Origin of the sequence: Geodermatophilus pulveris (genome assembly GCF_900188375.1) — a bacterium.
Lineage (GTDB): Bacteria > Actinomycetota > Actinomycetes > Mycobacteriales > Geodermatophilaceae > Geodermatophilus > Geodermatophilus pulveris.
Map to the genome: position 1 here is coordinate 1 of NZ_FZOO01000017.1, position 10,360 is coordinate 10,360.

The window sequence follows — 10,360 nt, forward strand, 5'->3', positions numbered from 1 at the left end:
CCCCGGACACCCCCGCCCCGGACACCACCGCCCCGGACACCACCGCCCCGGACACCACCGCCCCGGACACCACCGCCCCGGACACCCCCGCGACGGACACCCCCGCGACGGACACCCCCGCGACGGACACCGCCACGCCCGCCGGCCCCGAGCCGGTGGTCCCGCCGACCGTCCCGGCGCCGCAGGCCGGCGACCCGGCGGTCGCGGGCGGGGAGCCGGCCGCGACCGTGCCGGCCGACCCCGTCCTCGCCGACCCGGTCCTCGCCGACCCCGCTCCGGCCCCCTCCGGGACGGACGCGCCGCCGGCCGGGCCGCTCCCGGCGGAGGACCCGCTCGCAGCGCCCCCGGCCGCCGCCGTCGCACCGGTCCCGTGTGCTCCCCCCGCGGCCGACGTCCCCGCGCTGCGCGCCACCGTCGCACCGGGGCACGCCGACAGCGGCGTGCCGACCGGTCACGCCGTGGGCGGGTCGCCGGGCGACGTCACCCCATCCGCCGGCGGCCCCGCCGACGACCCCGGGCCGCTGACGCCGCTGGCCCCGGTCGAGCCCCCGGTGCCGGCCACCCCACCGGCGCCCGCCTGGCCCACCACCGGCGCGGGCAGCACCACGCCGGGCAGCGCACAGGGCTCCGACGGCGGCGGTCCCCTGCTGGCCGCGGTCGTCGACCCCGCGTCCACGACCGCGCTCGCCCCCGCCGGGCTGCGGGCCGCCGTCGACCGGGCCGCCCGCGTCGTCGCCGGCGCCGACCGGCCGGGAGCCCGGCCCGACTGACCCGGCCGCCGTCCCGCCACCCCTGCGGTGGGCCGGGACGCACCCCGGCCCGGGATCCCGGGCCCCCCGCCGCCGACGGGGCACTCCCGCGCCGCCCGCCACCTCCCGGGCAGGCCCGCCCCGTCGCCGTCCCGGTGTCGCGACGCCCCCGTCGCGGTCGGCACCGGGGCGTCCACCCCCCGCCACCGGGCAGTCACGGGGCCGCCCGGTGGCGCGGGAGTGGGCGTTGACCCAGCGGAGTGTCGGCGACCTCACTACGGTCCCGGTCAGGGGTCCCCCGGCTTCCACCGGGGCACCCAGCGCACCGACGTCCCCCACGGAGAGAGGTCCCCCATGTTGGTCCGCCGGATCGCCCGGCCGCTGCTCGCCTCGTCGTTCGTCTACGGCGGCATCGACACCCTGCGCAACCCGCAGAGCCGGGTGCCGGGCGCCAGGCCCGTCGTCGACCAGATCACGGCCAAGGCCGACGAGCAGCTGCCGGTGCAGCTGCCGCGCGACGTCGAGCAGTACGTCAAGGTCAACGCCGGCGCCCAGGTCGCGGCCGGCTCGCTGCTGGCCCTCGGCCGGCTGCCCCGCCTGTCGGCGCTGGTCCTCTCGGCGAGCCTGGTGCCGACGACCCTCGCCGGGCACCGCTTCTGGGAGCACGAGGACCCCCAGGAGCGCTTCGGGCAGACCGCCCACTTCGCCAAGAACCTCAGCATGCTCGGCGGGCTGCTCATCGCCGCCGTCGACACCGAGGGCCGGCCCTCGGTCGGCTACCGCGCCCGCCGCGCGGCGTCGCGGGCCGGGCAGGCCACCGAGAAGAGCCTGGACAGGGCGCAGAAGCGGGCGGCCAAGGCGCAGCGCAAGTCGGAGAAGAGGCTCCGGAAGGCCTCGCGCTGAGCGACCCGCTCACGCCCGCGGGCGCGCTCCGGAGGATCGCCTTCCTCCTGGAGCGCGCCCGCGAGCCCACGCACCGGGTCTCGGCCTTCCGCACCGCCGCGGCCGTCGTCGACTCCCTGGGGCCCGAGGAACTCGACCGGCGGATCCGCACCCGGACGCTCACCGACCTGCGCGGCATCGGCCCCAAGACCGGCGCGGCGATCGTGCAGGCGCACGCCGGCGAGGTGCCCGAGTACCTCGCCCGCCTCGAGGAGGCGCACGGCGACCTGGTGCCGCTGGCGGACGACGTCGCCGCCTTCCGCGCCCTGCTGCGTGGGGACCTGCACGTGCACTCGGACTGGTCCGACGGCGGCAGCCCGATCCGCGAGATGGCCGAGGCCGCGATCGGCCTCGGCCACGAGTACATCGCGCTGACCGACCACTCGCCGCGGCTGACCGTGGCCAACGGGCTGTCCGCCGAGCGCCTGGAACGGCAGCTGGACGCCGTCGCCGCGCTGAACGAGGAGCTGGCGCCGTTCCGCATCCTCACCGGCATCGAGTGCGACATCAACCCCGACGGCAGCCTGGACCAGACCGACGAGCTGCTCGGCCGCCTGGACGTCGTCGTCGCCAGCGTGCACTCCGACCTGCGCGCGGACTCCGCCGCGATGACCGCGCGGATGCTCACCGCGGTCGCCGACCCCCACACCGACGTCCTCGGGCACTGCACCGGGCGGCTGCTGGTCCCCCGCGAGCAGCGCGAGGGACGCCGGCAGCGGCCCCGCCCGGAGAGTTCCTTCGACGCCGAGGCGGTGTTCACCGCCTGCGTCGAGCACGGCACCGCCGTGGAGATCAACTCCCGGCCCGAGCGGCTCGACCCGCCGCTGCGGCTGCTCGCCCTCGCCGTCGACCTCGGCTGCGAGTTCGCCGTGGACACCGACGCGCACGCCCCCGGGCAACTGGACTGGCTGGGCAACGGCTGCGAGCGCGCGGTGGAGTGCGGCGTCCCGGCCGAGCGGGTGGTCAACACCCGCCCGGCCGAGCAGCTGCTGGCCCGGACGGCCGGCTGAGGCCGGCCCGCTCAGCCGCCACCCCGCTGCCCGGGCACCAGCACCGATCCCTGCGGCCCCGGCGACGGTCTCCTGGCGGTGCCGTCGATGGCCGCCGCCACGTTCCCGTGCAGGCGGAAGCCGCCGGGGCGCGGTTGCGGCGCGACGGGCGCGGGGACGTCCGGCGCGGGGAGGGCCGGCGCGGCCGCCGCCCTGCGACGCCGGCGCGGCAGGAGCCCGGGCCGGCGACCGGCCCCGAGGTCCTCCAGCCAGCCCAGCAGCACGACCGCGCCCAGCAGCAGCACCCACGTCGCGGCGTACTCGAGCAGGACGCCGCGGGGCGTGGCGGTGTGGAACCGCGCCAGGGGGGTGAGCGCCAGCGCCGGTGGGGTCAGCAGGATGAGGGGGTCGGCCCACAGGAAGGCGGTCAGCGTGCGGCCGTGGAACAGCGAGAGCACCGGGCGCACGCCCCGCACGCGGTCCAGCGCGCCCAGCCAGGGGTCCAGCCGCAGCAGCACCAGCACGCCCCCCAGGGAGAACAGCATCGCCGCGGCCGGGTTGGCCTCCAGGGCATAGGTGCCGTGCAGCTCCTGCTGCCACAGCGCCAGGCCGATCCCGGCCGCGGTCAGGACGGCCCCGCCGGCCAGCGCGACGCCCGCGGGCACCGCCCGCAGCCGGCCGTCGTGGTGCGCGGCACCCAGCAGCCAGCACCCCGCGTAGGCGCACAGGCCGAGCAGGATGTCGGCCGTCGTGCCGAGCGGGTTCGCGATGCCCACGGTGACCAGCCCCATGCAGACCAGCGGCACCGCCATCAGCCGCAGCGGCCACCGGCGGACGAGCCACACCAGCGGAGGGGTCAGCAGGGCCAGCCAGAGGAAGACCCGCACGAACCACAGCGGCCCCACCATGCCGAGCCCGTCGGTGGACACCGGCGGGTCGGCGAGCGGGAGCAGCCACAGCCACCCGGTGCGCCAGTCCAGCGGCGCGGAGCCCGCCATGGGGTCGGACTCCCAGCCGCCGAGCGCCATGACCGTGACCACCGCGGCGCCGAACGCCCAGAACGGCAGGAGCAGCGCCGGGGCGGCCCGCCGCAGGTAGGCCCGCGCCGAGCCGGCCGCGTCCAGCCGGGCCGCCGCGGCCGCCCCGCCGGCGGCGAACAGCACGCCGGCCGCGGGGAAGACCATGGCCGACCACGGCCGCGGGTAGGCGCTCGCGGTGAGGACCGCGGCCAGTGCGACCAGCACCAGCGACTTGACGTAGGTGCTCTCCCGGCGGTTCATGACGGTGTCCCCCCTCGGGTGGCGGTGCCGACGGACGTCCACACCTGCGGGTCCTCCCCGCCGAGCTGCCAGATCGCGATCCCGCGCAGCCCGGCCGTGACGGCCACCTGCTGCTTGCGCGCGAGCGAGCGGGCGTCCTCGTACCAGACGGTGTGCTGCACGCCCCCCTCGGCGTAGCCGAAGGTGCACGCACCGGCCGCGTCGTCCCACCTCGGGACCGCCCCCACCCGGTCGGCCAGCGCGACCGCGTCGGTGGCCTGCAACGTGCTGCCGCGGTCCCCGACCCAGTCGTAGCCGTAGGTGGCCAGGCCGAGCATCAGCTTGTCGCGCGGCACCCACCGGACGGCGTGGTCCACGACGTCCTCCACCCAGCCGGTCGGGGCCACCGGGCCGGCCGGGCTGCCGCTCCAGGCGTGGTCGTAGGTCATCAGCCGCACCTGGTCGGCGATCTGCCCGATCAGCCGGTAGCTGTAGGCCAGGGCGTGCGGCACCTCCTCCGCGTCGCGCGCGGGAACGGCCACGCTGAGCTGCAGGCCGTGGGCGTGCAGGTCCTCCCGCAGCGCGCGCAGGAACTGCGTGAAGACCGGCCCGGCCAGCGGCGGCAGGCCCTCGTAGTCGACGTCCACGCCGTCCCAGCCGTGGGCCAGCGCCAGGTCGACCAGGGCCCGGCGGTGGTCCGCGGCGGCCACCGGGTCGGCGAGCAGCCGGGCGACCGCCTCGCCCTGCCACGCCCCGTCGGCGAAGTTCTGCACCGCGGGGATCACCCGGACGCCGTCCTCCGCGGCCAGCCGGTCGAGCACCTCCGGCGCCGGCGGGGTCACCGCCAGCGAGCCGTCCGGCCGCACGCTGGCCCACGTCGGGCTCACCTCGGTGAGGCCTCCCTCGTCCAGCGCCACCCCCAGGGAGGCCGGGGCGCGCTGGTCCCAGACGGGCAGCCAGGCCGCGGCCACCAGCCGCTCGGGCCGGTCGGGGGCCCAGGGGCGCCAGACGGCGGTGACCGCCGCGGCGACCAGGACCGCGACCACCAGGACGCCGAGCACCACCCGCCGCCTCACGGCCGCACCGCCCCGGGCCGGGCCACCGCCGCGACGACGGGCTCGTCCATGTTCGCCGTCCGGGCCAGCTTGTTCCAGCCCAGCCGCACCCCGCGCAGCGCCGTCCCCAGGGAGGCGTACAGCAGGTAGGCCCGCAGCGGCTCGTAGATCAACCGGTACAGCGGCACCATCAGCAGGTGCGCCGGCCGCTCGCGGAGCAGGCCGACGGCCACCACGGCCAGCAAGCCGTAGACCAGGGAGAATGCGGCGAAGTAGCCGAGCACCGGCAGCGGGCCCTGCTCGGCGAGCATCTGCACGAGCACCACGGCGACGAACGGCGTGAACACCATCGGCATCAGCACGGTGAGCACCGTCATCGGCATGGTGAGCATGCCCAGCCAGCCGTAGCGCGGGCGCAGCACCATGTCCCGGTGCCGCCAGACGGCCTGCAGGGTGCCGTAGACCCACCGCACCCGCTGGCGCAGCAGCGCGTCGACGGTCTCGGGGGCCTCGGTGAGGGCGACCGCGTCGTCGGCCTGCTCCACCCGCCAGCCGTGCCGGTGCAGCATCAGGGTGAGGTCGCAGTCCTCGGCCAGCGTGGCGTCGCTGTAGCCGCCGGCCTCCAGGACGGCGTCGGTGCGCCAGGCCGCGCAGGCCCCCGGGACGACCATGACCGCGTCCAGCAGCGCCGCCGCGGCCCGGTCGACGCCGATCTGCGTGACGTACTCCAGCGCCTGCCACCGGGTGACGAGGTTGCGCGCGTGGTTGCCGACCTTGACCACCCCGGCGACCGCCCCGACGTCGGGCCGGTGGAACCGCGCCATCAGCGCGCCGACCGCCGTCGGGGCCAGCAGCGTGTCGGCGTCGATGGTGACGACGAACGGCTGCGGGATGGCCCGCAGACCCCGGTTGAGCGCGGCCCACTTGCCCCCGTTGGGCTGGCGGACCAGCCGGACCCGCGGGTCCCGGGCGGCCACCTCGAGCACCTGGTCGGCGGTGGCGTCGCTGCTGCCGTCGTCCACCACGACGACCTGCTCCACCGGGTACTGCGAGGCGAGGACCGTCCCCAGGGTCCGGGCGATCACCAGCTCCTCGTTGTAGGCGGCGATCAGCACGGCCACCGGCGGCCGCTCCGACGTCGTCCGCCGGCCGGCCGTGCGCGCACGCACCAGGGCGAGCACGGTGTTGAGCAGGCCGAGGCCGAGCATCGTGGCGACGGCGACCACGAACAGGACGCTGAGCAGCGAGTCCGGCCAGACGAACAGCACGGTGGCCAGGGAGGCGGCCGCGTGGTCCCACGCCGTCGGCCGGGCCTCCCCGGTGCGCGCCCGCAGGTCAGCGGACACCTGCGGCATCGAGGTGAAGGTGTAGCCGGCGGCCCGGGCCTGGCCGACCAGCCGCTCGACGTAGGCGAGGGTCATCGAGCGGTCGCTGCCACCGGCGTCGTGCAGCAGCACGGTGATGTCGTCCTGCCGGCCGAGCGGCGGCAGCGGGATGTCGCCGGCCCGCTCCCCCGAGGCGTATGCCCAGTCGTGCGGGTCGAAGTCGTGGGAGACGACGGTGTACCCGAGCTGCTGGGCGCGCAGGATGCCGGGGGCGTCGTCCCGCATCGACTGCTCGTCGTCCCCCTCGTACGGGAGGCGGAAGTAGGACGCGTACCGGCCGGTGCCGGCGCGCATGATGCGGTCGGTCATCACGATCTCGGCCCGCTCGCGGAACGCCGTGGAGGTGTTGACGTCGATGTGCGTCAGCGAGTGGTTCCCGAGCGCGTGCCCCTCCCGCACGATGCGCCGCATGATCTCCGGGTGGCGGACCATCTGGTCCCCCGTGACGAAGAACGTCGCCGGGACGCCGTGCGCGCTGAGCAGGTCGAGCAGCCGCGGGGTGTAGACCGGGTGTGGCCCGTCGTCGAAGGTCAGCGAGATCGTCCGCTGCGGGGTCTGGTCGTAGCCGTGGCGCTGCAGGGCGTACTCCGACCGGGCGGTCTCCGCGGCGTCCGGCCCGGACAGCGCGGCCACGACCTGGCCGGCGAACGGGTCCTGGCCGTAGGTGACGCCGCCGACCCGGAGCAACCGGACGACGCGCACCAGCGGCCCCTCCCCGACGACGGGCGGCGCGCCGACCTCGAGCACCGTCGGGCCGTCCGGGACGGGCTCACCGGCCAGGGCGGGGACGGACAGGACGTTCGTCAGCAGCACGGCGGCTGCGGCGACGAGGGCGGCGGCCGAGCCCAGGAGGACGGCGCGCAGGCGGCGCCACCGTCTCCCGGAGGGGTTGGCGAAGACGGCCGCGCCGTGTCCGGGGACGGGCAGGTGCCGTGCGGGCGTGTGTCGGCCCATGGGGTGGTCTTCCTCGCGTGCGACGTGCGGACGGGCGGGGGCGGCGCACGGGATCCGTGCGGAGCCCGGCGGGGCCATGGGTGTGCGGGCGTGCCGAGGGCCGGCCGGCCGCGGGCGTACCGGTGCGGCGCGGCGGGTCAGCCGAGGGGGACCCGGGTCAACCGGGGCGGCAGCCCGGGTCGTCGACCGCGCCGGCGAGGGCGTCGGCGGAGCCGGGGTCGGGCCGTCCGGCGAGCCCGGAGACCGGCGGCAGGGCCGTCGACGGGAGCAACGCCGCGACCGGGCCGGCGAGGCCGTGCCCCGCGGATCCGGCGGAGGAGCACCCCGGTGCACCGGCCAGCCCGCCGCCCGGGGAGACCGGGGCGCTCGGAGGGGGCAGCGGCGGGACGGGGGGCGGCGCGGGGGGTGACGGGGCGAGCGGGGCCTCGGTGCCGGCGACCTCCGCGGGAGCGGGCCCGGTGTCGGCGCTCCCCGGCTCGTCGGCCTGGCCGCGTCCGGCGGGGCGGGGCGGTGCGCGGTCGGCCGCGTCGTCCGGCGCCTCGCCGGCCGCCACCGGGGGGCCGAGGGCCGGCGGTGCGGGGGCGACCGGACCGGGCACGGCTGTCCCCGGGACGCCGACCGGGGCCGGCGGGACCTCCACCGGCGGGACGGCGTCGGGGACGACGACCGTCGCCGGCGTGGCCGGGTCCACCGCAGCGGTCTCCGGCGCGGCCGGGTCGGGGGCGACCGGGACCGGCGTGGGGGTGACCGGCGGGGCCGGGTCAGGGGCGACCGGGCCAGACGTGGAGGGGTCAGGCGTGGAGGGGTCGGGCGTGGACGGGTCCGAGCCGGACGTGGCCGGGTCGTCGGCGCCGGAGTCCACCGCGTCGGGGGCCGACGGACCGGCGTCGTCGCCCGCTGCCGGGTCGTCGGCCGGCACGTCCGCGGGAGCGGGGGCACCGGCCTCCTCGGGACCACCGGCCGGCTCACCGGTGACCGGCGGGTCGGCGTCCTCGCCGGGTGTCCCCTCGCCGGAGGGCCCCGAGGTCGTGTCCGGCTCTCCCGGCTCGGGGCCGCCGACCGGCTCGTCGGCCGCTCCCCGCGGGTCCGCCGGCTCCGGGGCCACCGCGGCGGCGGGTTCGCCGGCCGCCGGTCCCGCCGACCCGGCGGGGAGGTCGAGGGCGGTCGGGTCGGCGCTGTCCGCGGACGCCGCGTGCTCGTGCTCGTGCGGCGGAGCGGCCGGTGTCCCGGAGTCTGCCGCCGGGGCCTCGGCCACGGGCGGCACGTCCTCGACGACGCGCTCGGCCACAGCCACGGCGACGGCCTCGGCGACGGCCTCGGCGGCGGGGGCCGGCACCGCCGGTGGACCGGGGACCGCGGTTCCCGCCGGCGGGCCGTCCGGGGGGACCGCGTCGCCGGCCGGCGGCTCGCCGTCGCGCGGGCCGGGCTGGACGGCCTCCTGACCCGGGTACCAGGTCCCCGTGCCGTCGTGGGCCGACGCCCGGTCCGCCGCGGTGACCGCCACTAGGAGCCACGCGCCCAGGACCAGCAGCCCGGTGAGCAGCGCCCGCGGGAGCCACCACGGCGGGCGCGGGGACGGGGCGGCGACGCAGGGCGACGCGGCGTGGCCGCGGCGCACCGACGCGAGTCCCCCGTCGAGCACGTCCACCCTCCCCCGGGTCACGCCTGCACGGTCGGCGGTCCGTCCGTCGGACCGGCTGCAGGCGCGCCGTAGTCCCGGGGCAACGTCCCGTCACCGGGTGCGGACGATCAACCGCCTCGCGCGCGGGCCATGGCGGCACCGGGCGTGTCTCACGCAGAGTCACCGCACTGATGGCCATCCGCACCGATCGCCGCGCCGGTGAGTCACCGAGTCGTCGCTCTCCGCGCGGACGCCACCCGCACGGGCGACGGCGGTCAGCCGATCGGGTGAGGGTGCCGGCGGGTCCACCCCGCCCATGCCGAGGCCGCCATCTCCGGCACGCCGTACCGGCTCCGCCAGCCGAGGACGGTCCGGATGGTGTCGGCCGCGGCGACGACGCGCGCCGGGTCGCCCGGCCGGGCCGGGGCGACGACCGGGCGGGACCACGCCTCGTCCGCGGTCCCGGTGACGGTCCGGATGGTCTCCACCATCTCGCGCACGGAGGTGCCCTCCCCCCGGCCGACGTTGGCCGTCAGCGCCGTCACCCGCCCGTCGGCGAGCGCCCGCGCGGCGGCGACGTGGGCCGAGGCGACGTCGCTGACGTGCACGAAGTCCCGGACGCAGGTGCCGTCGGGGGTGGCGTGGTCCTCGCCGAAGACCACCGGCGGCAGCCCCTCGGCGAGCCGCTGGAAGACCATGGGCACCAGGTTGGACACGCCGCGGTCGGTGAGCGCGGGGTCCGCCGTCCCGGCCACGTTGAAGTAGCGCAGCGTCGCGTGGCGCAGGCCGGTCGCAGCGGCGACCTCGGCGATCATCCGCTCGCCGGCCAGTTTCGTCGTCCCGTACGGGTTGACCGGCCGGCACTCGGTCTCCTCGCGGACGAGGTCGACGTCCGGCGCGCCGTAGACGGCGGCGCTGGAGGAGAAGACCAGGTCGGTGACCCCCGCCTCCCCGGCCTCCTGCAGCAGGACGCGCAGCCCCTCGACGTTCTGCCGGTAGTAGAAGAGCGGGCGACGGACGGACTCCTCGACCTGCTTCTTGGCGGCCACGTGCACGATGCCGGTGACACCGCGCCCGCGCAGCGTGCGCCGCACGAGCGGACCGTCGAGGACGCTGCCCACGACCAGGGGGACGCCCGGGATGCGTCCGGCGTCCCCGCTGGAGAGGTCGTCGAGGACGACGACCTCCTCGCCGGCCTCCCGCATGGCGAGGACGACGTGGGCGCCGATGTAGCCGGCTCCGCCGGTGACGAGCCAGGTCACCCGGCGGAGACTAACGCGGCCGGGTCAGCGACCGGCGCCCTGCAGCGCGGCGTCGAGGGCGGCCGGGAGGGCGGTGAGGAAGGCGTCGACCTGGGCGTCGGTGACCACCAGGGACGGCGCCAGGCGCAGCACGTCCGGGGCGAC

General features: G+C 77.9%; 7 protein-coding genes and 1 pseudogene. 3 read left to right on the forward strand and 5 right to left on the reverse strand.

The annotated features are described in order from the left end of the window. The 3 genes and pseudogenes from CHB98_RS21910 to CHB98_RS20795 form a co-directional block, all read left to right on the forward strand. A pseudogene (locus CHB98_RS21910) lies at positions 1-770 on the forward strand (hypothetical protein); the annotation flags it as partial. A gap of 333 nt (positions 771-1,103) precedes the next feature. After that, positions 1,104-1,652 (forward strand): DoxX family protein, encoded by a 549-nt coding sequence (locus CHB98_RS20790; RefSeq protein WP_089307518.1) that lies wholly within the window; start codon positions 1,104-1,106, stop codon positions 1,650-1,652. Continuing rightward, positions 1,649-2,701: a PHP domain-containing protein gene (locus CHB98_RS20795; protein WP_089307524.1), complete on the forward strand. Its 1,053-nt coding sequence runs from the start codon at positions 1,649-1,651 to the stop codon at positions 2,699-2,701. Before CHB98_RS20790 ends, CHB98_RS20795 begins: the two co-directional genes overlap by 4 nt. Positions 2,702-2,712: 11 nt before the next feature. Here CHB98_RS20795 and CHB98_RS20800 read toward each other — a convergent pair whose 3' ends face one another. From CHB98_RS20800 to galE, 5 genes are all read right to left on the reverse strand, one after another. Then, positions 2,713-3,960 carry an acyltransferase family protein gene (locus tag CHB98_RS20800; RefSeq protein WP_143425155.1) on the reverse strand — a complete coding sequence of 416 codons (1,248 nt, stop codon included), beginning with the start codon at positions 3,958-3,960 and terminating at the stop codon, positions 2,713-2,715. Further along, the gene (locus CHB98_RS20805; protein WP_143425156.1) at positions 3,957-5,015 is read right to left on the reverse strand and encodes a glycosyl hydrolase family 18 protein; all 1,059 of its coding nucleotides are present in this window, start codon (positions 5,013-5,015) and stop codon (positions 3,957-3,959) included. Before CHB98_RS20805 ends, CHB98_RS20800 begins: the two co-directional genes overlap by 4 nt. Next, positions 5,012-7,333 (reverse strand): bifunctional polysaccharide deacetylase/glycosyltransferase family 2 protein, encoded by a 2,322-nt coding sequence (locus CHB98_RS20810; RefSeq protein ID WP_179224766.1) that lies wholly within the window; start codon positions 7,331-7,333, stop codon positions 5,012-5,014. Before CHB98_RS20810 ends, CHB98_RS20805 begins: the two co-directional genes overlap by 4 nt. A gap of 157 nt (positions 7,334-7,490) precedes the next feature. Beyond that, a complete protein-coding gene (locus CHB98_RS20815; RefSeq protein WP_143425157.1) occupies positions 7,491-8,996 on the reverse strand; it encodes a hypothetical protein in 1,506 nt (501 codons plus the stop codon). A gap of 233 nt (positions 8,997-9,229) precedes the next feature. Next, entirely contained in the window at positions 9,230-10,216 is a 987-nt protein-coding gene (galE, locus tag CHB98_RS20820) for a UDP-glucose 4-epimerase GalE (RefSeq protein WP_089307523.1), read from the reverse strand. Positions 10,217-10,360 lie beyond the last annotated feature (144 nt).

Coding starts and splice junctions, on each gene's coding strand:
- CHB98_RS20790 (WP_089307518.1), top strand. CDS start 1,104: ATGTTGGTCCGCCGGATCGCCCGGCCGCTGCTCGCCTCGTCGTTCGTC.
- CHB98_RS20800 (WP_143425155.1), bottom strand. CDS start 3,960: ATGAACCGCCGGGAGAGCACCTACGTCAAGTCGCTGGTGCTGGTCGCA.
- CHB98_RS20810 (WP_179224766.1), bottom strand. CDS start 7,333: ATGGGCCGACACACGCCCGCACGGCACCTGCCCGTCCCCGGACACGGC.